27 protein-coding genes, 1 tRNA gene and 4 pseudogenes are annotated in these 25511 nt (G+C 32.9%); 15 read left to right on the top strand and 17 right to left on the bottom strand.

Going from position 1 to position 25511, the window contains the following annotated elements; all coding sequences use genetic code 11:
• Window positions 1–67 precede the first annotated feature (67 nt).
• From P5P87_RS15265 to P5P87_RS15255, 3 genes and pseudogenes are all read right to left on the bottom strand, one after another.
• Window positions 68–2019 (bottom strand): annotated as a pseudogene (locus tag P5P87_RS15265) (DUF7849 domain-containing protein).
• 112 nt (window positions 2020–2131) lie between these two features.
• Complete coding sequence (locus P5P87_RS15260) at window positions 2132–3043, bottom strand: hypothetical protein (protein ID WP_278019824.1); 912 nt, start codon at window positions 3041–3043, stop codon at window positions 2132–2134.
• A 246-nt stretch (window positions 3044–3289) separates the two neighbouring features.
• Window positions 3290–3589 (bottom strand): hypothetical protein, encoded by a 300-nt coding sequence (locus P5P87_RS15255; RefSeq protein ID WP_278019823.1) that lies wholly within the window; start codon window positions 3587–3589, stop codon window positions 3290–3292.
• Window positions 3590–3719: 130 nt separating this feature from the next.
• On the opposite strand from P5P87_RS15255, the gene P5P87_RS15250 reads away from it, so the two are divergent.
• From P5P87_RS15250 to P5P87_RS15220, 7 genes and pseudogenes are all read left to right on the top strand, one after another.
• Window positions 3720–4244: an RNA polymerase sigma factor gene (locus P5P87_RS15250; RefSeq protein WP_340696564.1), complete on the top strand. Its 525-nt coding sequence runs from the start codon at window positions 3720–3722 to the stop codon at window positions 4242–4244.
• A gap of 61 nt (window positions 4245–4305) precedes the next feature.
• Window positions 4306–4620 (top strand): hypothetical protein, encoded by a 315-nt coding sequence (locus P5P87_RS15245; RefSeq protein ID WP_278019822.1) that lies wholly within the window; start codon window positions 4306–4308, stop codon window positions 4618–4620.
• On the top strand, window positions 4598–5032 hold the full coding sequence (locus P5P87_RS15240; protein WP_278019821.1) for a tetratricopeptide repeat protein: 435 nt from the start codon (window positions 4598–4600) through the stop codon (window positions 5030–5032). The genes P5P87_RS15245 and P5P87_RS15240 overlap by 23 nt, the downstream gene beginning before the upstream one ends.
• A 132-nt stretch (window positions 5033–5164) precedes the next feature.
• Complete coding sequence (locus P5P87_RS15235; protein ID WP_278019820.1) at window positions 5165–6808, top strand: S41 family peptidase; 1644 nt, start codon at window positions 5165–5167, stop codon at window positions 6806–6808.
• 316 nt (window positions 6809–7124) lie between these two features.
• Window positions 7125–7904, top strand: a complete 780-nt coding sequence (locus P5P87_RS15230; protein ID WP_278019819.1) for a TatD family hydrolase — start codon at window positions 7125–7127, stop codon at window positions 7902–7904.
• A gap of 62 nt (window positions 7905–7966) precedes the next feature.
• A pseudogene (locus P5P87_RS15225) lies at window positions 7967–9104 on the top strand (1-acyl-sn-glycerol-3-phosphate acyltransferase).
• Window positions 9094–10123: pseudogene (locus P5P87_RS15220) on the top strand (asparaginase). Before P5P87_RS15225 ends, P5P87_RS15220 begins: the two co-directional pseudogenes overlap by 11 nt.
• A 355-nt stretch (window positions 10124–10478) precedes the next feature.
• On the opposite strand, the gene P5P87_RS15215 reads toward P5P87_RS15220, so the two are convergent.
• Window positions 10479–11720, bottom strand: a complete 1242-nt coding sequence (locus tag P5P87_RS15215; protein WP_278019818.1) for an MFS transporter — start codon at window positions 11718–11720, stop codon at window positions 10479–10481.
• A 90-nt stretch (window positions 11721–11810) separates the two neighbouring features.
• On the opposite strand from P5P87_RS15215, the gene P5P87_RS15210 reads away from it, so the two are divergent.
• Both P5P87_RS15210 and P5P87_RS15205 read left to right on the top strand, forming a co-directional pair.
• On the top strand, window positions 11811–12680 hold the full coding sequence (locus P5P87_RS15210; protein ID WP_278019817.1) for a LysR substrate-binding domain-containing protein: 870 nt from the start codon (window positions 11811–11813) through the stop codon (window positions 12678–12680).
• Window positions 12681–12741: 61 nt separating this feature from the next.
• A tRNA-Ser gene (locus P5P87_RS15205) sits at window positions 12742–12828 on the top strand.
• Here P5P87_RS15205 and P5P87_RS15200 read toward each other — a convergent pair.
• The 4 genes from P5P87_RS15200 to P5P87_RS15185 all read right to left on the bottom strand — a co-directional run bounded on the left by P5P87_RS15200 (window position 12782) and on the right by P5P87_RS15185 (window position 15862).
• A complete protein-coding gene (locus tag P5P87_RS15200; protein WP_278022801.1) occupies window positions 12782–13381 on the bottom strand; it encodes a GNAT family N-acetyltransferase in 600 nt (199 codons plus the stop codon). The two genes, P5P87_RS15205 and P5P87_RS15200, sit on opposite strands and share 47 nt — an antisense overlap.
• Before the next feature lie 73 nt (window positions 13382–13454).
• The gene (locus P5P87_RS15195; protein ID WP_278019816.1) at window positions 13455–14420 is read right to left on the bottom strand and encodes a nitrilase family protein; all 966 of its coding nucleotides are present in this window, start codon (window positions 14418–14420) and stop codon (window positions 13455–13457) included.
• 71 nt (window positions 14421–14491) lie between these two features.
• Complete coding sequence (locus P5P87_RS15190) at window positions 14492–15304, bottom strand: AraC family transcriptional regulator (protein WP_278019815.1); 813 nt, start codon at window positions 15302–15304, stop codon at window positions 14492–14494.
• A 15-nt stretch (window positions 15305–15319) separates the two neighbouring features.
• Window positions 15320–15862 carry a cysteine hydrolase family protein gene (locus tag P5P87_RS15185; RefSeq protein ID WP_278019814.1) on the bottom strand — a complete coding sequence of 181 codons (543 nt, stop codon included), beginning with the start codon at window positions 15860–15862 and terminating at the stop codon, window positions 15320–15322.
• 317 nt (window positions 15863–16179) lie between these two features.
• Here P5P87_RS15185 and P5P87_RS15180 point away from each other — a divergent pair, with 317 nt between their 5' ends.
• On the top strand, window positions 16180–16527 hold the full coding sequence (locus tag P5P87_RS15180) for an S-adenosylmethionine decarboxylase family protein (RefSeq protein WP_198854841.1): 348 nt from the start codon (window positions 16180–16182) through the stop codon (window positions 16525–16527).
• A gap of 59 nt (window positions 16528–16586) precedes the next feature.
• Here P5P87_RS15180 and P5P87_RS15175 read toward each other — a convergent pair whose 3' ends face one another.
• The 3 genes and pseudogenes from P5P87_RS15175 to P5P87_RS15165 form a co-directional block, all read right to left on the bottom strand.
• A complete protein-coding gene (locus P5P87_RS15175; RefSeq protein ID WP_340696563.1) occupies window positions 16587–17291 on the bottom strand; it encodes an SGNH/GDSL hydrolase family protein in 705 nt (234 codons plus the stop codon).
• Between the two features lie 68 nt (window positions 17292–17359).
• Window positions 17360–18144 (bottom strand): annotated as a pseudogene (locus P5P87_RS15170) (DUF3050 domain-containing protein).
• Between the two features lie 84 nt (window positions 18145–18228).
• Window positions 18229–19410, bottom strand: coding sequence for an acyl-CoA dehydrogenase family protein (locus P5P87_RS15165; protein WP_278019813.1), 1182 nt, complete (start codon window positions 19408–19410; stop codon window positions 18229–18231).
• A gap of 166 nt (window positions 19411–19576) precedes the next feature.
• Here P5P87_RS15165 and P5P87_RS15160 point away from each other — a divergent pair, with 166 nt between their 5' ends.
• Window positions 19577–19831, top strand: coding sequence for a hypothetical protein (locus tag P5P87_RS15160; protein ID WP_278019812.1), 255 nt, complete (start codon window positions 19577–19579; stop codon window positions 19829–19831).
• Window positions 19815–21350, top strand: coding sequence for a helix-turn-helix domain-containing protein (locus P5P87_RS15155; protein WP_278019811.1), 1536 nt, complete (start codon window positions 19815–19817; stop codon window positions 21348–21350). The genes P5P87_RS15160 and P5P87_RS15155 overlap by 17 nt, the downstream gene beginning before the upstream one ends.
• A 17-nt stretch (window positions 21351–21367) precedes the next feature.
• Here the strand turns inward: P5P87_RS15155 and P5P87_RS15150 are convergent, their stop codons facing one another.
• Genes P5P87_RS15150 through P5P87_RS15125 form a run of 6 tightly spaced genes read right to left on the bottom strand, consistent with a single transcriptional unit; the run spans window position 21368 to window position 22482 of the window.
• The gene (locus P5P87_RS15150; RefSeq protein WP_198854836.1) at window positions 21368–21508 is read right to left on the bottom strand and encodes an rSAM-modified peptide; all 141 of its coding nucleotides are present in this window, start codon (window positions 21506–21508) and stop codon (window positions 21368–21370) included.
• 51 nt (window positions 21509–21559) lie between these two features.
• Complete coding sequence (locus tag P5P87_RS15145; protein ID WP_278019810.1) at window positions 21560–21700, bottom strand: rSAM-modified peptide; 141 nt, start codon at window positions 21698–21700, stop codon at window positions 21560–21562.
• Window positions 21701–21752: 52 nt separating this feature from the next.
• Window positions 21753–21899: an rSAM-modified peptide gene (locus tag P5P87_RS15140; protein WP_198854834.1), complete on the bottom strand. Its 147-nt coding sequence runs from the start codon at window positions 21897–21899 to the stop codon at window positions 21753–21755.
• Window positions 21900–21947: 48 nt separating this feature from the next.
• The gene (locus P5P87_RS15135) at window positions 21948–22094 is read right to left on the bottom strand and encodes an rSAM-modified peptide (protein ID WP_278019809.1); all 147 of its coding nucleotides are present in this window, start codon (window positions 22092–22094) and stop codon (window positions 21948–21950) included.
• Window positions 22095–22141: 47 nt separating this feature from the next.
• A complete protein-coding gene (locus P5P87_RS15130; protein ID WP_198854832.1) occupies window positions 22142–22288 on the bottom strand; it encodes an rSAM-modified peptide in 147 nt (48 codons plus the stop codon).
• 47 nt (window positions 22289–22335) lie between these two features.
• Window positions 22336–22482 carry an rSAM-modified peptide gene (locus P5P87_RS15125; RefSeq protein WP_198854831.1) on the bottom strand — a complete coding sequence of 49 codons (147 nt, stop codon included), beginning with the start codon at window positions 22480–22482 and terminating at the stop codon, window positions 22336–22338.
• 588 nt (window positions 22483–23070) lie between these two features.
• On the opposite strand from P5P87_RS15125, the gene P5P87_RS15120 reads away from it, so the two are divergent.
• From P5P87_RS15120 to P5P87_RS15110, 3 genes are all read left to right on the top strand, one after another.
• The gene (locus P5P87_RS15120; protein WP_198854830.1) at window positions 23071–24627 is read left to right on the top strand and encodes a vitamin K epoxide reductase family protein; all 1557 of its coding nucleotides are present in this window, start codon (window positions 23071–23073) and stop codon (window positions 24625–24627) included.
• Between the two features lie 64 nt (window positions 24628–24691).
• Window positions 24692–24874, top strand: coding sequence for a hypothetical protein (locus P5P87_RS15115; protein ID WP_198854829.1), 183 nt, complete (start codon window positions 24692–24694; stop codon window positions 24872–24874).
• A gap of 262 nt (window positions 24875–25136) precedes the next feature.
• Window positions 25137–25328, top strand: a complete 192-nt coding sequence (locus P5P87_RS15110) for a hypothetical protein (RefSeq protein ID WP_278019808.1) — start codon at window positions 25137–25139, stop codon at window positions 25326–25328.
• Window positions 25329–25511 lie beyond the last annotated feature (183 nt).

The following is a 25511-nucleotide window of genomic DNA, read 5'->3' as shown; positions in this document are numbered from 1 at the left end:
AGATTCGCAAAAGAAAAAGACTTTGTGTCTCTCTGTGTAACCTTTGTGTCTTTCTGTGGTATAATCTTTAAAACTTCCAAATCCCATAAACCTGAAAATAATTAAAATTCTGTTCAAAATTAATCACATAACGAGCGCCTAAACTTGGTCCGATTCTGGCAAAACCCGCTGTTAAATCAAATAAAAGTCCAGCTTTGACATCTGTAAAATTATTCTTTATGGTATTTGAATTCGTTGTTGAACTGATTAAAGAATTTCCCTTATCGCCTTCATAAGTATCGACTGTGATCGTCTGATTTTGTTCTGAATAAACATTGATATTTGCCTGAATTCCTGCTCCAACTCCGATATAATTATTGATGTTGTAGCGAATTAAAACTGGAATTTCCCAATTGATATTTTTATTTTCAGTTGCAGTTGTGGTCCGCACCAATTGCCTTGTTCCGTTGGCATTTGTATTAAATTCTTCGGAGACATTTACTTCACTATTATATTTGTTTAAAGCATTTTCCCATTCTACCTGCCAATAAAAGCGATACGATTTAAAAGGCGAAAGCGTAGCACCGACAAAATAACTGGTCGATTTATCTAAATCGGGATAAAAATTATAACCCGCTTTTGCTCCAATCGAAATTCGGGCAAGAATCGGGTAGTAGCATAATTGGTAATGATGGGGTCGTTTTTATCAAAAATAATCGCAGTTCGGCTTTTGGTTTTTACTTTATGAAAATCTTCGCCAAATTTCATGGAGTATTTTACAAAACCTTTTGTAGAATCTTTTTCCTGTACATTTTTTTGTTCGCTTCCTGGCAGATAAATATTCTTAAAAGTAAATATGATTTGTTTTGATTTAATAATCGTATCGAGACAGCTTACAGTTGGTTCTTCTCCTTTTGGGCAAATTGGACATTCGGGATACATACTTTCAATCTGAAAAGTTTTTTTGTCAAACATCTCCGGAACATCGGTTTCTAGACGAATTTTTCTCGCGGGACCTTCACCATTATTCTGAAAGCGCGTTTTAAAATTTACTCTTTTAAAACGAACCAATCTGTAATTCATAAAACTTCCGTTAGAACCCATTTTGTTTGGATCATGAGAAGTCACAATTTCCATTTCCAGATTTTTCACTTTATGGTTTTTATAACTTCTATTCGGCACAAAAATACCACGCATTGTAACTGTTGCGCTGGTATCTTTTATCATTTCGGGAGTAGTTTTGAAAGTATAAAAAACATTTCGGGTTTCTCCAGGATTTGCATCATCAAATTCTAAAATCGAAACATTATGATACGTTTTATTGGCATCTAAAAGAGAAGCATCTAAATCTTCTTCGGTTGTAGTATTTCGGTATTTTTTGGTTTTGAAATTCCCTTCGGCGGAAGCCAGAAAAGTATTCGAATCATTTAAATCATCAACCGCAGCGACCAAGTTTTCTTTTACTTCACGTTCGCCCGCATAAGTTCTGAAATCGCTTAACTCGAAATTATTGTGTTTGAATTGCTTTTCATTATAAAACAAATAAAGCTTTCCGTTTGAAACATAATTTTCCAGATTTTGATAACTCACAACGACTACCATTTCCTGTTCTGGAATAGGATCACAGTTTTTAATAATTGCAAAACCGTTTTGGTCGGCAATAGAAGCAATGTCTTTATAATTGGTGTCAGTAATGTCATTTACCGCTACTTTTTTAGGGCGAGTTGCTGGAGGTTTTCCGTTATCGTAATTATTGGTTACAGCAAGTCTTGTGGTATAAGTGCCTTTGTTTTTATAAACATGTTTAGGTTCGGCTTCTTTACTGTAATGTCCGTCTCCCAATTCCCATAAATAAGAATAACTTGGTTTTGGAGCACCTGCAATCGGAATCAAAGGCGGCGTTTCGGGTTTAAAAGAAACCTGATTTCCGTTTTGGATAAAAACTATATTAGCTCTTCGCGTTATGGTGTCTTTCACTTTGGTTTGTCCTATTGCGAGAATAGAAAATAGAATAAAGAAAATAGACAGTTGTGGTTTCATAACTAGATAGTTTTGAGGTTTAAAAATTTCTGAATGAAATCTCAAACAAGATTAAATGTAAAAAAAAGTGATGAGCAAATCACCACTTTTTCTTAAAAAAAACATTTGTAAGCTACTGTATGGCATTAATTGCCGCAATCAGTTGAGCTTCGGTACCGACTGTTGTTTCGGATAAATTAAATTCGTAAACCGCATTGGCAGAAATTGTCACTCCTTTTATCGCATAACGCCAGTTACCATTATCTTCAGTAGCAAAAATGATATGGCATGCTAATCCAATCGGAATTTGCCCATAATGCTCGCTAAATAGACCTTCAGCAGTAAACGTATCCAACTTAGCAAGAGCATTTGTGCCTTCTCCATCATAAGAAAGATAAACAGCACTGTTTGTATTATTGTATCCATCTGGTACATCTACCAAAAGAGTTGTTTTTGGTCTTGGATCGCTGTAAAAACGATCTACGTTTGTCCATCCAAAGTTTCCAAAAGTCACATAGTAATTGTTTCCTTCGCCTTGTACACCACCTTTTCCGCCAGTTCCATCAGCATTTGCTTTTGCTTCTCTCCAGGCCAATTCGCCATCTTCATCAATAACTCCAGTCCATAAAGTCATTAAATTATCAAGACCATTAGTCAATGCCGTCGGAACAATCATGTTCATACTGCATGAAGTTTGTAATTCGACTCCCCCCTGAGTTGCTTTGATGAAGAATTCTCCTCCAGAAATTAAAAGATTTTTCTTTCCATCTGCTGTAATTCCCATAGTTGGTTTATTGGTTACCAGCATATTTCCTTTGTCAAAAAGTTCAATGTATTCTATATCGACTTGTCCTGTTACGGGATTTCCATTTTTGGTTAAGCAATCTCCGTTAATAGTAAGCTTTACACCATTTGCAGAAGTTAGGGTTACAGCTCCAGTTCCCGCTGTTATGGTAAAATTTTGCGTGTTTCTTTTTACGCCTTTTTCGCTAATGCTTTTAAATGCTTGCAGAAGTTGGCGGCGAAAGTTTGATATCTTCTCCATCACTATTATCGCAGCTTGTAAAAGCTGCCATTGCTACTATTAAAAGTCCGATTTTTCTAAAATTTGTTTTCATAATTTCTAGTTTTTTATAAATCTGTTCTGAATCTTTTCAGAGGATTTTCAGATTTGGTTAATTAATTTCAATCTTAAATCAATTTGGGTTTGATTTTGTTACCCTTGGTTTGAAAAAATATTTTTGAAGGCTTTTATACTGCTATATAAGCTGACTTTAAAATTTGTTACCCCTTAGATAGAAATGCATTTGTCTTCAAAAAGATTTCCGTCTTCGTCAACAGCAACCAAAATGTCTTTTTTGCGAGAGAATTTTAGAATAAGATAAATCCAGACAATTGCCCAAAAACCAAAAGTGATGATGCTGAGAAATAAATGAAAAGTATGATTGATGGTTTTCTTTTCTTTAGACAAAACCACATAAGGCAGTTTCTCATTTTGTTCTGTAATTACAAAGCCGCTGCGAGTTTTGGCGACGATTATTTCGTAAAATCGATCTAGGTTTTTTTCAGTAATAAATTGGTAACTTTCCATTTCTTTTAATTTTTTAAAGGTTTTTAAAAGACTTTTATTTAGATATATACAATTGATTGTAATATTGTTACCTCGTATTTTTAAAAATTTCTAAGATTCTTTTTTTAAATTAGCTGTAAAATGTTTTTTTATGGATCAAAATAGAATTCATCCTGATCAAAAATATATCGACGGACTTGCTGCAAATGATTCGGTAGTAATTGAAATGATATATAAAAAGTTTGCGCCCAAAGTCGTTCAGTTTATAACCAATAACTCCGGAGATAAAGACCAAGCGCAGGATGTGATTCAGGAAATCATGATTTTGCTTTTTAATCAGGCGAAAGCCGGTAAACTTCAATTAACCTGTCCGTTTGATGCTTATTTTTTCTTGTTATGCAAAAGAAAGTGGCTTAACGAACTGAAAAATTCTGCGAATAAAGGGGTAACAATTTATGAGAATGTGGTATCTATCAATGAATCTGCTCACGAATTGGTTGCACAAGCCGAAGAATTTGATGAAAAACAGAAGCTTTTTGATTCGATGTTTCAGAAACTGGGAGAGAAATGCCAAGAAGTTCTGAAGCTCAGCTTTTCTCTAAAATCGATGGAAGAAGTGGCTCAAAAACTCAATGTGACGTATGGTTATGTCCGAAAAAGAAATCGTTATGTGTAGGACAGCTGACGCAGTGGATTCAGGAAGCGAAAAATTTTAACTCTTTAAAAAACAATTAATCATGAACGAAGAACGCTATATATTATTTGACCAATATCTTCAAGGCGAACTGAACGTTGATGAAAAAAACAATTTCGAGAAACAGTTATCTGAGGATTCTGAATTAGCTTCGGAGTTTGAAAGTTTCAAAGAAATACATTTTCAGCTGGAAAATAAATTCGGAATAGAACAACAGCGCGAAGTTTTTGAAGAAAACCTGACTAAAATTTCGAATAAATATTTCAATAAAAAGAAAAATAAAGTGGCTTCGCTTAAGCCTTGGTATTTTGCCGTTGCAAGCATCAATAATCATTATGTTTGGATTGTTTTTCTTTGATTATAAACATTATCCGAATTTTGATGATTACAACCACCCAGAAAGTGCTTATTTTACAGAAAGAGGAGTATCTGAAGCAATTTTAAAACAAGCTGAGAATAATTTCAACGGAAAAAGATATGAAACCGCTATTCCGATTTTTGAAATGATTTTGAAAGAAAACAACTCAGACGAAATAAAATACTTTTATGCAGTTTCGTTGTTGCAAGTTGACAAATACGTAAAAGCGGAAACGATTTTTAAAGAATTAGAAGCTGGAAATTCTGTTTATAAAGAAAAAGCAAAATGGAATCTGGCGTTGTCGAAGCTAAAACAAGGAAAATATAACGAATGTAAAGCCATTTTACAGACCATTTCGCAAGACTACGAAGACTATGATGATGTAGAACAACTTTTGGAAGAATTGGAATAATTTTTAATTATTAAGAAAAATTTTATCTCTTTACGGAAAACCTCAATCGAATTTGGAATTTTAGTTCTAAATTCGATTTTCTTTTTTAAGAATTAACCCAAAAACAATTTAACCAAGCTATATAAACCCAAAATGAAAAAAGTTGCCCTACTATTTTTACTTGTTTGTTCGCAAACCATTTTTAGTTTCAATAAAATTACTGAGACTGAAAAGTTGGCCGCGACTTGTAAAGTTTGGGGTTTCTTGAAATATTATCATCCAAAGGTTGCTAACGGACAGACAGATTGGGATAAACAGCTTTTAGAAAAACTGCCTTTAATAGATAAAGCACAAACGAAAGAAGAGTTTTCATTAATCTTAGAAAATTGGATTGATGATTTGGGTGCAGTAGAAGAAATCGCACCAATTGCAATACCAAAAGACGTTAAGTTCTTTGATAAGAATTTTGATTTGAGTTGGTTTAATAACAAACTGTTCTCTAAAAAGCTTTCGAAGAAATTAAAATTTATTGAAGAAAATAGATTCCAAACTGATGAAGAAATTGGACCTGGATACAATCCTTTAAAAAATGGAAACTACTTTAAGCTAAACTATGAAGATAAGAACTCAAGAGTTTTATGGTTTTTTATGTATTGGAATTTAGTAGAATACTTTTTTCCATACAAATATATAATGGATCAAAAATGGGATTTGACTTTAAATGAGTCTATTCCAGCTGTTCTTAATGTAAAGGGCGAAGATGATTTTTACAAAGTGATTAGAAAAGTATCGACAAAACTAAACGATAGTCACGTTGAGTTTGCTCTTTATAAGAATAGTATTTTTGATGAAAGCAGAAGATTTTTTCCAGCTGACTGTAAAATAATTGATAATAAGATGGTAATTACCGAAATACTGGCAGACAGTTTGGCTCAAGCTGATGATATAAAGGTCGGAGATGTAATTACAAAAGTAAATAATAAGACAATTGCTGAACTTACTTCAGAATATAGAGATTTATGTACAGCCTCAAATGAACCTGTATTTCTAAATAAAGCCGTGAGAAAAATTTTAACGGGCTATTCAGATAGTGTTGAAATTGAGTTTTTAAAAGATGGCAAGTTAATTTCAAAATCAATGAGATGGTATAATTATCACGATTCTCATAGAAATGAATTTAAAAAAGGAGCTCAAAAGAAAAAGGAAAGATTTAAACTCTTAGATAATAATATTGGATATGTAGATATGGGTGTTATTAAACCTAAAAACATTCCTGATATGATTGAAGCGCTCAAATCGACAAAAGCAATAGTTTTTGATATGCGAAATTATCCGAATGGAACGTATTATGAGATTGCTAATTTTTTAAATGCTCACGAAGAAAAATTTGCGATTTACACTCATCCAGACTTTAGTTATCCAGGAAAATTTAAATGGACAAAAGGATCAACATGCGGTTCTGAAAACAAAGATAATTATAAAGGAAAAGTTATTGTTTTGCTTAACGAAGAATCGATGAGTCAAGCAGAATGGACAGCAATGTGTTTTCAAACTGCAGGTAATACCACAATAATAGGAAGTCAGACTGCGGGAGCAGATGGAAATGTGACTGAGCTTGATTTTGCAACATTTCATACAAGATATACTGGAGTTGGCGTTTATTATCCTGATGGCAGAGAAACGCAGCGTGTAGGAATTGTACCCGATATTGAAATAAAACCAACAATTTTAGGTATTCAGCAAGGCAAAGACGAAGTTTTGGAACGGGCTTTGCTATATGTTGAAACAGGTAAATAAAACCTCGTTTGTCATACTGAAGAACGAGGGGTCGCACTAGCTGATCGAGAGAAAAAATGGGGGTTTTCTTTTCGAAGCTTCTTGTGAGGCCCTTTGTTCTTCAGAATAACAAAAATTAGGTGATTATTGTTCTGGCCTTTGTCAAAGTTCTAAGTCTTGACAAAGGTTTTTCTTTTTTAAAAGGGGCATAAAACGAGAAAAATCCGTTTAGATCAGCGTTTTTACGAAAGTGAATCCGTTTCATTCGCCTACCAAATCACACCGAATTGCTATTCTTTTAATATTGTCGTAATTTTGGCGTTTTAAAATTATAGTCTTGAATTCAACACCAATTATTACCGATACCCACACCCATTTATATTCTGAAGAATTTGATCAGGATCGCGATGCCATGATTCAGCGCGCTATTGATGCAGGAGTTACACGTTTTTTTATTCCCGCGATTGATGCTGCAGCCACGCAATCTATGTATGATTTAGAGAAAAATTATCCAGAAAATATATTTCTAATGATGGGTTTGCATCCCACTTATGTGAAAGATAATTATCTGGAAGAATTGGCACATGTTGAAAACGAACTGTCCAAAAGAAAATTCTATGCAGTTGGCGAAATCGGAATCGATTTGTATTGGGATAAAACGCATTTAAAAGAACAGCAAATTGCTTTTAAAAGACAAATTCAGTTGGCAAAACAATACAAATTGCCAATCGTAATTCATTGCAGAGAAGCCTTTGATGAAATTTTTGAAGTATTAGAAGAAGAAAAATCTGAAGATTTATTTGGGATTTTTCATTGTTTTTCCGGAACTTTAGAACAAGCAGAGCGTGCGATTTCTTACAAAATGAAATTAGGAATTGGCGGTGTTGTAACGTTTAAAAACGGAAAAATCGATCAGTTTTTAAACCAAATCGATTTAAAGCGCATCGTTTTGGAGACAGATTCTCCATATTTAGCACCAATTCCGTATAGAGGAAAAAGAAATGAAAGTAGTTATTTAGTCAACGTTATTGCTAAGTTAAGCGACATTTATGGAGTTTCTGCAGAAGAAATTGCCAAGATTACGACTCAAAATTCAAAGGACGTTTTTGGGATTTAACCCAGACCTTACAAAACTTTAATTTTTTTTTGTTCTTTTGCCCACTTAAACCCAAATAAATAATGCAGAGATTTGATGCCATTCGACCGTTTTATGATTCCGAAATAAATGAAGCACTTCATGGTGTTGTCAATCATCCGATGATGAAAACCATGATGAACTTTACTTTTCCGGATGTAGAAGATGAGGTTTGGAAGGAACAATTGAAGAAAACACATTCTATTCGTGATTTTCAATGCAACTTTATTTACAATACTATCCAGAAAGTTTTAGAAAAAAGCTCTGAAGGTCTTACAACTTCAGGTTTTGAAAAGCTAGAACCAAATACTTCTTATTTGTTTATCTCAAATCATAGAGATATTCTTCTCGATACTACATTACTGAATGTTTGTTTATTCGAACATGGTTTGGTAATGACTGCTTCGGCAATTGGTGACAATTTGGTTAAGAAAGCTTTCTTGGCAACTTTAGCAAAATTAAATAGAAACTTTTTGGTTTTAAGAGGTCTGACGCCTCGTGAAATGCTCGCAAAGTTCAAAATTATTGTCTGAATATATGGGACAATTATTGCTTCGCGAAAATCGTTCGGTTTGGATTGCACAAAGAGAGGGAAGAACAAAAGATGGAAACGACGAAACCAATCCAGGAGTTTTAAAAATGATTGGAATGGGTTCTGATGAACCTAATTTAATGGATTATTTCAAGAAATTAAAAATTGTTCCAGTTTCTATTTCGTACGAATATGATCCGACTGATGTTCTTAAAATGCCACAATTAATGGCAGAAGCAAACAACGAAGTTTACGTAAAAGATAAAAATGAAGATTTCATGACCATTATAAGTGGTATCATGGGAACTAAAAAAAGAATACATATTTCTGTTGGCGATGTTCTAGATACAGAAATCGATCAGATTGTGGCCGAAAATGACAATGCAAACAAGCAAGTTCAGGCTTTGGCACAAACTATCGATGATGTGATTTTGAAAAACTACCAATTATGGCCAACAAACTTTATTGCGTACGATATTTTAAACGAAACAGACAAATTCGCTCATAAGTATAAAGAGAGTGAAAAACAGCTTTTTGAGCGTCGTTTAGAAATGAGAATCGGAAGCGATAATCCTGTGACAAGACAAGGATTTTTAGCAATGTATGCCAATCCTGTTGTCAACAAATTAAAATACCAAGATGTCATCTAAAGCAAAAATATTATTGATTTATACCGGAGGAACCATCGGTATGAGCAAAGATTTTGAAACTGGAGCGCTAAAAGCCTTTAATTTTGGTAAATTAATTCAGAAAATTCCAGAAATTAAGCAATTGGACTGCGAAATAGAATCAATTTCATTCGAACATCCAATTGATTCTTCGAATATGAATCCCGAAATGTGGACAAGAATTGCCACCATTATCGAGGAAAATTACAACGCTTACGACGGATTTGTTGTCCTTCACGGATCAGATACAATGTCGTATTCGGCATCAGCATTGAGTTTTATGTTGGAGAATTTGGCAAAACCAGTAGTATTTACAGGGTCGCAATTGCCAATTGGAGATTTGCGTACAGATGCAAAAGAAAACTTGATTACAGCAATTCAGATTGCATCTCTTCAAGAAAACGGAAAGCCAGTTATTACTGAAGTTTGCTTGTATTTTGAATACAAATTATACCGAGGAAACAGAACTTCTAAAGTAAATGCGGAGCATTTTAGAGCTTTTACAGCACCAAATTACCCTGAATTGGTAGAATCTGGTGTTCATTTAAAACTAAACAGACATTTATTTCTTCCAGTAAATAAAGATGCCAATCTGATCGTTCATAAAAACTTAGACAATCACGTGGCAATTATCAAAATGTTCCCAGGAATGAGCGAAATTGTTTTGGCTTCAATCCTTGCAACAAAAGGTTTAAGAGGAATTATTCTGGAAACTTACGGTTCAGGAAACGCGCCAACCGAAGATTGGTTTTTAAATTTAATTGAAAAAGCCATTAAATCTGGAATGTATATCGTAAACGTAACACAATGTTCTGGCGGAAGTGTGAATATGGGGCAATACGAAACTAGCACAGCGCTAAAATCGTTAGGCGTTATTTCTGGAAAAGACATTACTACAGAAGCGAGCAATTACCAAATTGATGTATTTGCTTGGACACAATATTCCAGAAAATGAATTTAAAGATATTTTTGAAACTGCTCTTCGCGGAGAAATATCTTAAAGTTTAAATTACAATATTAAAAATCCCAAATTCCAAAATAAGGTTGGAATTTGGGATTTTTTTATTGAAAATTCCGCTTAACCGCGCAGTTTGTCATCCTGACGAAGGAAGGATCACACAAGAAACTCGGCAACGTTAAGATAGCGAAACCCGACAGGTTTTAAAACCTGTCGGGTTTGTTTTTAATGGATTAAACGTTCAGTTTGTCATTTCGACGAAGGAGACCCGAGCGATAGCGAATTGGCGAAGCAAATCTCCACAAGTAACTCCGTTCCAATAAGCCAACCTTTGTCGAGTTTCTCGCGAAATGACAAGATTGTGTGTAATTGGAATTTGAAATTTCTTTTTTGAACTTTTAAAACTTGGAATTTCTATACTCAACCGGACAAGTTTCCAAATCGTCAATTGCTTTGTGTTTTTTATAATACACATAAACAATTACAGAAATAATACATATAATTCCCTGAATAGCAACTGTAGCTCTTACGCCTAAAAAGTGAGAAACATAACCGATAATTAAACTTCCTACAGGAATCATTCCCTGATATGCCATCATGTAGTAGCTAATGCTTCTTGAACGCATATTGACAGCACTATGAGTCTGAATATAAATGTTGATAGAAGAAGTTTGTCCCATCATTCCGATTCCGCTTAAAGTCATACAGATTAAAGCAATTGTTATACTGCTTGAAACAGCTAGAATAATTACGCTAAAACCAAGAAGTAAACTTGCTGAAATCATTAATTTGCTCATGTTTTCAGCAGATTTTAGATTGGCCAAATAAATTGCAGATAAAACAGAACCAATTCCGCAGACACTTTCGAACCAGCTAAAAGTTTGGGCATTTCCATTAAAAATATCTTTTGCAAAAACAGGCATCAAAGTATTAAAAGAAATGACAAATAAACTACTGCAAGTTAACATCAAAAGCATTCTGGCCATTTCGGTTTCTTTTTTTACATAATCTAAACCTTCCATTAAATCGTCTATCATATTCAACTTGTTTTCGGCTTTAATATGTGGAGTGATTTTCATCATCATTAATGAAATCAAGACAGGAACATAACTCACGAAATTTCCAATAAAACAGATATCTTCTCCATATTGGTGCAAAATAATTCCGGCAAGCGCAGGACCTGCAATACGTGCAAAGTTGTTCAAAGTAGAGTTAAGCGCCACAGCATTTGGAAGATCTTCTTTATTGTCGACAATATCAATCATCATGGTTTGACGGCAAGTCATATCAAAAGCATTTATAATTCCTTGAATTAAACTCAAGGCTAAAATAAAATTGATATTGTAAATTTTAAGATAAATAAGCAACGCCAAAGTTCCGGCTTGAAGCATCGCCAAAGATTGCAAAACCATCATGGCACGGTGTCTATCGTAACGGCCAATAATGCTTCCTGCAAGAGGTGCTAGAAACAAAGACGGAATCATGCTTAAGAAAGTCGCTAAACCTAATAAAAAAACAGATCCTGTTATGCTATAAACCATCCAGCTTACCGCTGTTTTTTGCATCCAAGTTCCGATAACAGATACGGACTGACCGTAGAAAAATAATTTGAAATTCTTTGATTTTAAGGCTTTAAACATGATTCTAAATATTTAATACAAAGGTCGGGATTATGATTTCATTAGAAAAATTAATAATTTTACTGATAATAAGTAGTAAAACTTATCAATATGGAAATTTATCAACTGCAATATTTTATTAAAACAGCTGAGGTTTTGCACTTTACCAAAGCGGCAGAATTATGTTTTGTGACACAATCGGGACTTTCGCAACAAATTAAAAAACTCGAAGAAGAACTTGGTTTGCCTTTGTTTAAGCGAATTGGTAAAAAAGTGCAATTGACAGAAGCTGGTTCGGTTTTTTTAATTCATGCTAAAAAAGTAGTAGAGAATGTAGAAAACGGAAAACAGGCCATTGAGGATTTAAACGAAATGATTGGCGGCGAATTGCGTATTGGCGTGACTTATATTTTTGGATTATTGATTCTGCCTGTTGTCAATGCATTTGCTAAGAAATACCAAAATCTCAAAATTATTGTCGAATATGGAACTACCGAGGTTTTAGAACAGAAGTTAATTGATAACGAATTGGATTTGGTATTCGTTATTTCGTCACACGAAATTGAAATGCCAATTCAGAAAGTGCCTTTGTTTACTTCAAATATGGTTATGGTGGTTTCTAAAAATCATGCTTTGGCCAATTTAGATAAAATAGCTTTCAAGAAAATAGAAGAGATTCCGTTGATATTGCCAGGGAAAGGTTCTAATTCGAGAGAATATGTCGAAGAGTTGTTTAAGAAGTTTAATATGAAACCTAAAATTTCGATAGAACTGCAATCAATTCATGCATTACTGCAAATGGTAGAAAACAGCGATTGGGCAACAATCGTAGCCGAAATGGCTCTAAAAGATTGGGATAACTTACAAGCCATTCAAATTACGGGAGTTTCCACAAAAAGAGATTCGTACATGCTGACAATGGGCGGCTATCAGAAAAAAGCGGTAAAACTGTTTATGGAAGAATTTAAAAAAAGCATCTAAAAGTAACTTGGATTTTACCTTTGTAAAGTCAGATTTTTTTGTGTTATTTGCAGACCAAAATAGAAAGGTGTCCGAGTGGTTTAAGGAGCTAGCCTGGAAAGCTAGTATATGGGTAACTGTATCGAGGGTTCGAATCCCTTCCTTTCTGCGAGAAAAAACAAACCCTTATGAAGTCTTTCATAAGGGTTTGTTTTTTTAAGCTTAATCTCAAACAAACTAAAAGAACCTTCTTTATAATGTTCTGGTAATTCGTTTGTCCATTCGATGGTGCTTATTCCTTTGTATTCGAAACCACAGCTGGTATAATATTTATTTATTCTTTCGTTACCGCTGTGCGTATCAAGTCTAATGTATTCTTTATTATTTTCTTTAGCATATTGCTTAACCCAATCAATAATTTTTTTGACATAAGATTGTCCTCTAAACTTCGGGTTTGTAGCAATACGATGTAAATAAACTGCAGGATCTTTACTGGCTTCTTTCCAGATAATTAAATCATCAAAAGTAAGTACAAATGTACAGGCAATTTCGTTTCCTTCTTTGATTATAAAATGACGATCTTCGGCAATTTCTTTTTCTATTAATGCTTTTTCAAAACCTCTCCAGCTTTTATTGTTTACTGTTTTTTGATATGATGTCGCTTTGTTATAAATATCGAAAACAGCATCGATATCTTCGTTTGTAGTTTTAAAAAATTCCATTATTAAGCTTTATTCTGTCGATTAATGAATCTTCAAAGGTAAATCTTTCAATAGCTTTAGAGAGGAAAAATGTTTAATTTATGCTTTTTTTATCAGAGTTCAACCAAACAACATTTTGTTCCGATTTGTGATTTTGACCAATAATATCTCTATACAATTCTGGCCTTCTAGCTTTTATATAACGACTTCCTCCTGCAAGATTGCATTTTTCGGGAGTAATTAGTGCCATTGCAAAAGAATCATCAAAAGTGCGGCATTCGGCTAGAATATCTCCAAAAGGATCAATAATCATAGAGCGACCATTTTTTAATTGATCGTCGTCCATACCAATTGGGTTCGAAAAGATGGCATAAATCGCATTGTCGTAAGCTCTTGCAGGAAGCCATTTCATTAACCAATCACGGCCTTTCATCCCGTCAAATTCTAATCGTAACGAAGTTGGATCTGCTTCGCGGTTTTTCCAAAGCTGTGGAGCAACAAAACCAGCGCCCGGTCGGGTAGAAGGTGTGCACATCGTTACGTGAGGCATAAATATAATATCGGCGCCTAGAAGTTTTGTGGCGCGAACATTTTCTATGATATTATTATCATAACAAATTAAAATACCGCATTTCCAGCCCTCAATTTCAAAAATACAATAACGATCTCCAGATGTTAAATGCGGATTTATAAACGGATGCAGTTTTCGGTATTTTGCGACTAAACCATTTTTGTCTACACAAACATATGCTTTGAATAGATTGTCGTTTTCATCTTTTTCAAAAAGTCCAGCCAATATTACGATGTTATTGTTTTTGGCAATTTCGATTAATTTTAAAATGCTTTTACCACTCGGAATCAATTCTGCCAAGTCTAGCATTTGTTCTTTTGATAAGTTTCTTGCAAATGTATATCCGGTTACAGAACATTCATGAAATGAAATCACATCGCAGCCTTCGGCAGATGCTTTCTGAGAAAGTTTTTCGATTACAGATAAGTTATAGTTTTTGTCGCCACTTTTATTTTCGAACTGGGCTGTGGCTGTTTTTAGATTTTTCATATTGTAAACTATTAATAATTAAATCAAAAATAGTTTGATCAATACGCTATGAATTGTACAAAACCGACATTTTAGAATGTTCTTTTTATGAGATTATTGGTTAATTTTCCAGTATTATAAAAATATTCCGTTGGAGTGATTCCAGTATGTTTTTTAAATTCCTTTATTAAATGTGATTGGTCTGAAAATCCCGCATCGTAACAAATTGTGGTGAGATTGGTATTGTCAGACTTATCTTTTAATAATTTTAAAAAATGATGTAGTCTTACAACGTTACCAAATTTCTTCGGATTTAGTCCAATGCATTCTTTGAATTTTCTTTCTAGATGTCTTTCGGTATAACCGGTGTATTCAACTAATTGTTTTATAGAGAAATGTCCTTTATTGTTGATAATAAAGTGTAAAGAATGATCTATTATAAACTGATTTGAGGCTGGTTTTGTTGCGATTAAGGACTTAAAAAAAGAATTCAACAATAGAACGCGTGTTGAGTTGTTTTGCTGAAACAGGCTCTCTTGAAGCGTTCTGATTTTTTCATCGAAAACATCTTCAACAGGAACAATGGCATCGTGAAATTCATTGGCCGGAATGCCTAATAATTGATGGATTCCGTTGGGCTGAAAAACGACAATAATGAGCGTTATTTCATTTTCAGAATAAAGATCTTTAAAACCGTTAAGTTGTCCGTATAAAAAGGAATCGGGCAGATATTCTTTTATATCGTATTTATTAATTCCAGAAATAAGTTTGCTTTTTACAGAAAATACAAGGCCAGTATTACCATCAGAAAACAGGCGAAATTTTTGTACAGCAATTTCGTTATTATCTAAAAACAGATAATGCTTAATATAAGGTGATAACTCTTTGGGAGGTGAAACTTGCATGTTTAAAATCGATGTTTATTCGAAATCAAGATCGTATTTTATTATAGCGCCTTGATTTTCTAAATTTACTAAAACTTCTTCGATTCTTTGCTGGACATCGTCTCCGGTTTGAATTAATTCTTTTAGGAGCACTATTTCATAACCGCTTTTCAGTCCGTCCAGTGCTGTTTGTTTTATGCAGTATTCTGCCAAAAAGCCACATAAAACAAGTCTGCGAATTTGATTTTCTTTTAGGAAGTTTTTAAATTTTTCAGATGAAAAACTACTATCTCGCGTTTTTGAAATTAGGATTGAAGAATCATCAAAGTCGAGATCAATTTCATGGCCTTTTGTTTCTTCAATGCACATGGAAGTTCCAGGGCCAAATTGGTCTTTTTGATAATTGGAAAAAATAATCACGAATTTATTCTTATCGAGCTTTTTGATTAAATCGTTTAGTTGACTTTGAACTCGTTGTATATGACTAATTGGATGTCTTTTTGCATAATCTCCGTCAAGATCTGTAAAATCTTTTTGAGGATCAATAATTACTAGTAATTCTTCGAGAGCTAATTTCATGGAAGTTTTTAATCTGCTTTTGTGGAATTTGAATCATAAAGAATCAACTTTAACAAAAGTAGGTATATTTTCTATAAAAAACGGATACTTCTAATCTAGCCCCGATAGTAGCGGCATCCTTTTGTGGTGGGGTTCACCACAAAAGATAAAGCGGATAGCGGGACTAAAGCTGTACTGAAAAACAAAATTTCTGCTCCTTAAAAAAGAAAAAATCACAAACACATAGGCCTAAAAAGTTATTTTTAAAATACGGTTTCTCACATTACTTTATTGTAGAAATATTCTATATTTGGCTCCTGTGTAATATAAATAATTTGATGGATTTACCTCCTTATTCGCCAGGATTGCATAAACTGGTTACTTTACATGTCGGCGAAATTTCGAAGCTTACCAATAGCAGAGGTTTTGTTGCTGTTACCAATTCCATTTTAAAAAAACACGAATTGGAAAAAGTTGGAGTGGCGGTGCATGATTTTGAAAATGAAAGTTTTACGATTTCATACTGTTTGAAAGAATCACATATTTGTATACATACTTGGCCAGAATATAATTTACTTAATTTGGATGTTTATCTTCAAGATGTAGAAAAAGTTCGTGCTATAATAGTTGATTATATTGAATATTTTGAAGCAGAGGTTATCAAAGATTTCGAAATTACCCGCTAATATTTAATTAATCCTGCAGTGCTATTTTGATTTTAGGCATTATTTTATCCACAAACATTTTATAAGCTGACTTCTGAAGGATGCAAACCATCTGAAGCAACAAGATCTGGCTTATTAAGTCCTTCGCGAGTGATTTCTGTAATCGATACAAAAGCAATTTGATTGGTGTTGCAATAGTTCTCTGCAAAGTTATTGTATTGTGTGATTTCTGCTGAAATTTTGTTGCTCTGATTTCCTACAAGCGCTTGTCCGTATGGAGTATACGAGTAGTCTGGAATAGAAATAACGACAACATTTTTTTTATCGCCTTTGGCAAGCATTATGGCTTTGTTGACCAATTCTGGAAATTCTTTTTCGTAAACAGAGAAATTTTTGTGCTGATATTGATTGTTGACACCAATTAAAAGTGTTACCAAATCGTAATTGGAGTCCAAATTTTGGGAATTGATTGCTGAAATCAAATCGGATGTTGTCCAGCCTGTTGTTGCAATTATTTTGAGTGAAACGGTGCTGGAATACATTGTGGCTAAACTTGTTTTAAGTTGTTCTGGAAAACGGCAAGTTGCACAAACGCTTTGACCAATGGTATAACTGTCACCTAAAGCTAAATAATTTACTTTGCTGGCAATTGGAGGTTCTGGTGTTTTGGGTGGAGTTACAACTGGAGGATTTGTAGCAGTAGGAGTGGAGTTTTCTTCGGCGTTGCAACTCAAAAGAAATATTGAAAATATAATGGTAACTATTTGTTTAAAATGTGGTTTCATAATTTGTTTAAATAAGATTGTGAAGTCGCTTTAAACAAATAGTTACGTTAAATATATGGGTTTGGATTTTAAACCATTTCGGTTTTCATCACGATTTCTTCTTCGATGGCATTCCAAAGTGCAATGCGTCTTTCTAGGGCAAGAATTGAAACTTCTTCAACTTCTTTCCATTTTTGAGCATCTTCTTCGCACAATTCTGTAATCATTTGCATTGCCATTGGTCCGTGTTCGTCGGCATCTAATTCGATATGTCTTTCAAAATAGTAAAGTAATTTTGTTAGATCTGTATCTGGAAGGTTTTTTTGGAAATTTTTTAAAATCTGAGTAAACATGCTCGGAATTAAATCTTCTCTCCCGAAAGTAAATGCTTGCAGACAATTTCGTGTGGTTTTCCTTCTTCGATAACTCTAAAAGTAAAGTCTAAGAATGATTTTACGTTTGGATGCAATGAACTTTGTTTGATGGCAACAAATATATTCTGAAGAGAGTGTACTTCTGATAAAAAGCTTAAAATTCCAGTTGTATTAGCGCCACAAGCTTCCATTGCTTCTAGGTACATTTCATAATGACTTTGTCTTCTTCCGTCAATCGTTAAGTCAGTTTCTTCTGCAAGAACAATTTCATTAATTAAATAACGAGTTTCTGGATTTTTGGTTGCAAACCACGGCGTTGTTGTACAAGTAAGTTTGGCTTGTAATGCTTTTAAAAGCGACATAAAATCCCAAACAGCAAAAACGTGAGTTTCTAGAAAGCTGTGTAAATCATCTATGTTTTGAATCTTATTGTATAAAGAATGGTTTAATAGTTGGTCTTTTTGTGATTGTATGCTTTTGTTTATCGTTTCGATATTCATTTTAAAAATTTTGATGCAAAGATAAAAAGCTTCTCCGTCAAGAAGAAGCTTTTTAGATTGATTTTGTATATATTTTAATAATTATCAATTATTTAAACGCAGGAATTCGGTTACGTCCATTCCAGTAATCAATAAATGTATGTCATGAGTTCCTTCATAAGTGATTACACTTTCTAGGTTCATCATATGACGCATAATCGAGTATTCTCCAGTGATTCCCATACCTCCAAGCATTTGCCTTGCTTCGCGTGCAATGGTAATTGCCATGTTTACGTTATTGCGTTTTGCCATAGAAATTTGTGCTGTTGTTGCTCTGCCTTCGTTTCTTAAAACACCTAAACGCCAAGTTAATAATTGTGCTTTTGTGATTTCGGTAATCATTTCTGCTAGTTTTTTCTGTTGTAATTGTGTTCCTCCAATTGGTTTTCCGAACTGGATTCTCTCTTTAGAATACCTTAAAGCAGTATCATAACAATCCATTGCCGCGCCAATTGCTCCCCAAGCAATTCCATAACGAGCAGAATCTAAACAGCCAAGCGGAGCACCTAAGCCAGATTTGTTTGGTAAAAGGTTTTCTTTAGGAACTTTTACATTATCAAAAATTAATTCTCCTGTTGCAGATGCACGAAGTGACCATTTATTATGAGTTTCTGGAGTTGTAAAGCCTTCCATGCCGCGTTCTACGATTAAACCGTGAATTCGGCCTTCCTCATTTTTAGCCCAAACGATAGCGATATCTGCAAAAGGGGCGTTTGATATCCACATTTTGGCACCATTTAAAAGATAATGATCGCCCATATCTTTAAAATTGGTAATCATACTTCCCGGATCAGAGCCGTGATCTGGTTCTGTTAAACCAAAACAACCAATAAATTCTCCTGTTGCCAGTTTTGGAAGATATTTCATTCGTTGCTCCTCGTTTCCATATTTCCAAATAGGATACATTACCAAAGAAGACTGTACAGAAGAAGTTGATCTTACACCAGAATCGCCTCTTTCGATTTCTTGCATAATCAAACCATAAGATATCTGGTCTAGTCCAGCACCTCCATATTCTACCGGAATATAAGGACCGAAACCACCAATTTCGCCAAGACCTTTTATAATTTGTTTTGGAAATTCTGCTTTTTGAGCATATTCTTCTATTATAGGAGAAACTTCTCTTTTAACCCAAGCACGGGCAGACTCACGAACTAATTTGTGTTCTTCTGTTAACAAATCATCTAAGTTATAGTAATCTGGAGATTGAAATAGGTCTGGTTTCATGTTATATAATTTTTTAGCAAACAAATTTACATAATATAAATATAACAAATACTCGTTAAAATGTTATATTTATTTATTGCAAAAATAAAATTAATAGGAATTTGGCAAATTAATTGTAGTTTATTGATAATTTATAGACTATTTTTGAATTCCAAAAACAATTTAAATGAGGCTGATAATCTCTTTTGTCTTTTTCTTACTAATATTTTGCAATGGAACGGCTCAGACCAATGGAGAGCTTACAGAACAAAAGTACTTAGAATTACGGGATAAAATTCGTTTTAGTATAAACGGAAATTATGATGACGGTTTGATTTATGTTAATCAGGTCCTTAAATCTGATAATGAGGCTCATAAGACTTTTGCTTATGGGGCAGGTTCTTATTTGTATCAGCTAAAAGAAAATGCTTGCCCAGTCTGAAAAAATGTATGCAGAAGCTTTAAAGCATTTAAATAAAATTCCTGAGTCTACTGATAAAATAAAACTGCACGCCTATTTATGTAACTATAGAGGACTTACATATTGGAAGAGATCTAATTATGGTAAAGCGCTTGGCAGTTATCAGGAAGGAGTTAAGCTTTCTTCTAAGATAAATGATGTTGTACAAATTGTAAAATTTAAAGCAAATATTGCGTTATTGAATGAGAGCGTTGGCAATTATCAGCTGTCAATAAAGATCTTAAGACAGAATGAAGCGTTTTTGGACAAGAACGAAGGTTTGTACGATAAAGATCAGTTTCAGAATGCAAAAAGTAATAGCTATATCAATCTTGGGAATTCTTATGAAGGATATTATACCAAAAATAGAGAAAAGACTTATTTACTAGATTCTGCAGAGTACTACTATAAGAAGAGTATAGCTTTTTCGGATAAATTTATCGACAATAAGATTACTTCTAAACTTAGTTTGGGTAATATTTATGTATTTAAAAAGGATTATACCAATGCCGAGAAAATTTATTATGATATCTCTTTTTATGCCAAACAGGTTGAAAATGAAAGCCTATATAAAATTGCCGCATTTAATTTAGGAGACCTTTATTATTCGATAAAAAAATATGATAGAGCTCTTATTTTTTTAAAGAAAGTAGACTCTATTAGCCAAAAGAACAAAACGGTTGATATTAACTTTTTTAGATCCAACTATTTACAGGCTAAAATTTACAGTATTAAAAATGAACCAGAGTTGGCTTATAAGCACTCTAAATTATACTTAGATTCTTATGAAAAATATGAAGGAAATCTAAGAGAAGAAGCATTAGAGGTAAACTATAAATTAGGTACCGCAGATTTAAGCCAAGAAATGCTTGATGTTCAGGAGAAATATAAATATGAGGTATTTTGGAACAAAGCCTTAAAGGTATTTTATGTAATTCTGGTAATTGGAATTGTCTTTTTCCTTATCAAAAATATTAGGGACAAAAATAGAGCTCAAAAGAAAATGAACGCTTTAATTGAAGAGTTCAAAGCTAATCTGGAGAAAAAGGAACATGAAAAAGTCGAAATAGAAAATGTCGCTCTCGAAAAAATAGTTGAAGTTCCTGAAACGGATGATGCTATTTTGAAAAAAGAAAATGCGAATTTGAGTATTGACGAAGCTAAAGAGAATAAAATCGTAGAGAAATTATTGGCTTTAGAAGAGAAATTAGAATATCTAAATGCCGATTTTACACTTGCTTATGCGGCAAAAAAAATCAAGACCAATACGACTTATTTGTCTTATGTAGTAAATAAAAGATTTGGAAAATCTTTTAGTGAGTATTCTAATGAGTTGAAAATTAATTATGTTATTAACCAGATGATTACGAATCATTTGTATCGTAAATATTCTACACAGGCAATTGCAGAAAGTGTTGGATTTAAAAATGCAGTTTCTTTTGCAAAATCATTTCGCAAAAGAACTGGAGTGTCTCCAGCTCAGTTTGCGAATAATATTTAGTTAAAAGTATTGGCTTCTTAATTGTTTCCGTTTCCTCCGCCACCTTTTTTAGGTTCGTTCGGATCAATTGGATCATCTCCTCCTTTAATAGTTTTTTGCTCTTTTTTAGAGATTGTATCTAATTGAAAATCTTTGAATGTTAATTTGCTATTTTTCATGACTTTATATTTTTTTGGATTAGTTTTAAAAAGGTTTATTCAGATATCATTTTAGTTATTTCCGTTTCCTCCTCCGCCTTTTTTAGGCTCGTTCGGATCAATTGGATCATCTCCTCCTTTAATAGTTTTTTGCTCTTTCTTAGAGATTGTATCTAATTGAAAATCTTTGAAAGTTAATTTGTTATTTTTCATGACTTTATATTTTTTTGGATTAGTTTTAAAAAAGTTTTATTCAGGTGGCATTTTAGTTATTTCCGTTTCCTCCGCCACCTTTTTTCGGTTCGTTCGGATCAATTGGATCATCTACACCTCCGCCTTTAATAGTTTTTTGTTCTTTTCTAGAGATTGTATCTAATTGAAAATCGCTGAATGTTAATTTGCTATTTTTCATGATTTTATATTTTTTTGATAGTTTTAAAAAGTTTATTCAGGTATCGTTTTAGTTATTTCCGTTTCCTCCGCCGCCTTTTTTCGGTTCGTTTGGATCAATTGGATCATCTACACCTCCGCCTTTAATAGTTTTTTGTTCTTTTTTAGAGATTGTATCTATTTGAAAATCTTTGAAAGTTAATTTGTTATTTTTCATGACTTTATATTTTTGGATAGTTTTAAAGAGTTTATTCAGGTATCGTTTTAGTTATTTCCGTTTCCTCCGCCGCCTTTTTTAGGTTCGTTTGGATCAATTGGATCATCTACACCTCCGCCTTTAATAGTTTTTTGTTCTTTTTTAGAGATTGTATCTAATTGAAAATCTTTGAATGTTAATTTGTTATTTTTCATGACTTTATATTTTTGGATAGTTTTAAAGAGTTTATTCAGGTATGGTTTTAGTTATTTCCGTTTCCTCCTCCGCCTTTTTTAGGTTCGTTTGGATCAGTAGGATCAGGTACACTTCCGCCTTTAATAGTTTTTTGTTCTTTTTTAGAGATTGTATCTAATTGGAAATCTTTGAATGTAAATTTTGAATTTTTCATGTTGTATGTTTATTTAAATTAAAAAAATTAGTACTATAAATCTTTCATAAATATTTTAAGCAATTGTTATTAAAAGCGATAAAAGCAACGCTTAAAAATGGTTTATGCAAAGTTATTTTGGTTTTATTTTTGGTTTTTCACAGTAGTAAAAAAGGGACTTTATTGTAAGTTAATTCCTTTTATTTGAATCTTGCTACTATGCTTTTCAGGGGGTATTTTCTGCTGTTTTCAAGAGTCAATTTTTGACTATTTAAGTCATTTTTTTACTCTCTTTTCGATGATTTTTTTCTTATAAAATAATTCGTTTTTTGTGTTCTATTTTTCATGTTTGATATTGTTTCGATTATCGCCTTTCCAAAACTAGATAAAAAGGAAAGCCGTTAATCGAAAATAGACTTTTTGAGCTTTTTAACGAAAAATGTTGTATGTAACTAATTATTATTCAATTAGTTATAATGTTTACTATACTTGGTATAATTTATAAATTGTATGTGGTATAATTAATAAAATGTATGTGCGCATGCGATTTTTATCAATAAAATCACCAATCTTTGCAGTGTAATTATGATTTAAAAACGATCAAAAACGATGTTAAAGCTGGTCCAAAAATTTCTGCAAATCAATCGCTACTCAGATATCAAAAATGAGTTTAAGGATCTGTTTTTATCTCATCCAAATTATCCGAGTTTGTTTGCCATTACAGATTCGTTTGATTTGCTTTCTGTAGAGAATGCAGCCGTAAGAGTTTCGAAAGAGCAAATTGAAGATTTGCCTTCAAACTTTTTGGCGTATTTCAAAGATGAATTAATACTGGTTGAAAAGATTAAAAGTGGGGTTAGAATTACAACCACAAAAAAAGGAACGCAAAAATTATCGTATGATAAATTTCTTTTAGACTGGAATGGTGTAATCGTTGCCATTGAGCCAAACAATGTAGTAACAAGAGAGAATCTAAAAATAGAATACAATTGGCTAAAATATTTTCTGCCTCTTGCGCTCGTAGCGGGATTGTCTTTTTTCTACAATCGTTTTGATTGGTTTAGCGCTTCTTTTTTAGTAACATCAGTTCTTGGTTTAATTGTAAGCATATTTATTGTACAGGAGAAATGGGGAGTTAAAAACACAGTAATTTCAAAATTCTGTAATTTAAGTTCGAACTCTTCTTGCCATTCGGTAATAAGTTTCAATGATGATATTGCAAACAGATGGTTGAGTTTTTCAGATTTGCCATTACTTTTCTTTAGTTCAAGTATCATTGCAATATTAGTTCAGCCATTAAGCTCTGCTATTTTTGTTGGATTTTTAAGCTTATTAGCTATTCCAATAATAGTTTGCTCAATCTGGATTCAAAAATTTGAGATTCAAAAATGGTGCATAATGTGCTTAGCAATCTCATTTTTAATATTGGTTCAGAGTATTGTTTGGTTTTCATCAGATCTTTTTACGTTGAGCTTTAGTTTTAGTGAAGTTTTTCCATACATATTCTCTCTTTTACTTTTAATGCCAATTTGGGCAACAGTTAAAGTGATGATTAGAAAAATGCTTGACAATGAAAATTCATTAAAAGAGCTTAAGAAATTTAAAAGAAATTATTCGCTATTAAATTACTTATCTAAAAAAGTAAAATATGCAAAAGGATTTGAAGATTTAAGAGGCTTAACATTTGGAAATAGAAATGCCGGAGTTAGACTTTCTGTAATTCTTAGCCCAAGCTGCGGACATTGTTATAAAACTTTCCAAGAAGCTTTTGACTTAGTGATGAAGTTTCCAGACAAAATATTTTTGAATGTTCTTTTCAATATTAATCCAGAAAATAATGATAATCCTTATAAGGCTGTTGTTGAAAGACTTTTGACTATTAACAGAACAACACCTGGAAAAACGGTTGAAGCAATTTCTGATTGGTATATCAAAAGAATGACACACAAAAAATGGCTTAAAAAATGGAATGTTGAATCTGTAAGCATGATGATAAATCAGGAAATTCAGAAACAATACGATTGGTGCTCTATGAACAATTTTAATTACACACCTATTAAAATTGTAAATGAAAGGCTATTTCCAAATGAATACGAATTGAACGAGTTGAAATATTTCTTAAATGATTACATCGATGAAGTTCAAGTTTTGGAAAAGATAGCATAATATGAAACAGAAGTTTCGACTGTAAAAACAGAAATAAGTTACCCCCAACCTAAAACCTGCAGATATGTTAAAGAGTATCTTGAAATTAAAAGGAGCAGTAGAATTAACTGCAAGTGAGCTGAAAACAATAAATGGAGATCATGCTCCAATTTGTGAAGACGGATTTAAAGTTAAAAGATGTACAGAATTTGGAACTGTGCCAGCGTACTGGAACTGCATTCCAAATAGTTACGTCGGAAGTTGCTAAGAGAAAAATTTTAAGCATCAAGTTATTGCAAATTTGAGGCTTAAACCGAAAAATGTAAATAACCAGTTATGTTAGAGAAAATTTTAAAAAGCAAGGAAACAAGAAAGCTTACAAAAAAAGAGCAGAAGAACATCTTGGGAACTGATTATTCAGAAGAGATTAATTGTAATGATGCTTGCTGTTGAGAAATATTATACTTGCTAATGCTAATATTTAAATAGTAAGAGAAGAAACTCGCTTACTATCTAAAAAAGATATTATTATGTTAAAGAAGATTTTAAACCTTGAAGGTGCTCAGTACATTAAAAAAAGTGAACAGAAAACCATAAAAGGAGGAATTCCAGAATGTTGGGTATATGCCTTGCAAGCAGGATGCATTTTAATATCACCAGACGAAACTTGTCCGTTAAATACATCATCGGGTATTTGTGATACAAGTCGTCTTTGTTGTTGATTTTTAACTTTTTTGAAAGTAATACGATATAGCCTTATTTAGAATTTAGTCATGTTTTTTTTGAATGTATAGGCGCTCGATCGTGGAACATTGAGCAAATTCTCAGTATTGATGATTGGTACTGAGATTCTTAGGAGTTGGTCTGCTGTGTTAATTTTACTTGGTTAGGGTAACCGCAGCCAT

This window comes from Flavobacterium ginsengisoli (assembly GCF_029625315.1).
Lineage (GTDB): Bacteria > Bacteroidota > Bacteroidia > Flavobacteriales > Flavobacteriaceae > Flavobacterium > Flavobacterium ginsengisoli.
This window is presented reverse-complemented; position numbering and strand designations above follow the sequence as displayed.